Annotated in this window: 1 protein-coding gene; it reads right to left on the reverse strand. The window is 63.5% G+C overall.

What is annotated here, in order from left to right:
* Positions 1 to 811 (reverse strand): IS5 family transposase gene (locus tag V5F61_RS21160; RefSeq protein ID WP_393990639.1). Its coding sequence is split into 2 segments (ribosomal slippage), with 812 coding nucleotides annotated over them: positions 1 to 448 and positions 448 to 811; the frame shifts between segments, so codons are not numbered across the junction. This gene is flagged as partial in the annotation.
* Between the last annotated feature and the right edge of the window lie 43 nt (positions 812 to 854).

The following is an 854-nucleotide window of genomic DNA, read 5'->3' on the forward strand; positions in this document are numbered from 1 at the left end:
GTTCTGTTGACGAATGCGCGCATCCATAAACGGACGGCAGCGATGAGAACGAAGCCGAGGTAGCTGTCGGCGGTCTTGTCGTAGCGGGTGGCGAGGCGGCGCCAGTTTTTCAACCTGTTGAAGCAACGCTCGATCCGGTTCCGGAGCGCGTAGATGTGGTCGTCGATGGCGATTTGGACCTTGCGGCTGCGCCGCGTCGGAATGATCGGCGTGACCCCTCTTGTTTCCATCGCCTGTCGGATCGCGTCGGAATCGTAGCCGCGATCGGCGAGGAGAACCTTCGGTTCCGGCCCTTCGGCATCGAGGAGAGGCAGAGCGCCGGTGTAGTCGGAGGCTTGGCCGGGCGCTATGTCGACGGCTACGGGAAGACCGGCGCCGTTGGTGCGGAGATGAATTTTGGTCGAAAACCCACCTCGCGAGCGCCCGAGACCCTGTCTCGGAGTCCCCCCCTTGCGCCGGCCGCACAGTGGTGCGCCCGAATGACGGAGCTGTCGATCATCTGGACCGTCTCGCCGACGCCCTCGGTGTCGTTCAACACCCCGAGCAGCAGATCCCAGAGACCGGAGAGCGTCCATCGACGAAACTGGCGGTAGATCGAGGACCATTTCCCGAAGAACTCGGGCAGATCGCGCCATTGGGCGCCGGTGCGGGCGATCCAGAAGACACCGTCGAGCACGCGCCGATGATCCTGAGGTCGCCGGCCGCTGTGCGGGCCTCGTCTCGTCACGAACGGCTCGAAGAACGCCCACTCCTCGTCGCTCATCAGGTCTCGAATCAACGCCGCCTCCCTCCGAAAGCGACCTTGAATCATCCCCGGGTGCGGAAGGGAATCCTATTCGTCAACAGAACCTAGG

Origin of the sequence: Xanthobacter sediminis (assembly GCF_043195015.1) — a bacterium.
In the GTDB taxonomy this organism is placed as follows: Bacteria; Pseudomonadota; Alphaproteobacteria; order Rhizobiales; family Xanthobacteraceae; genus Xanthobacter.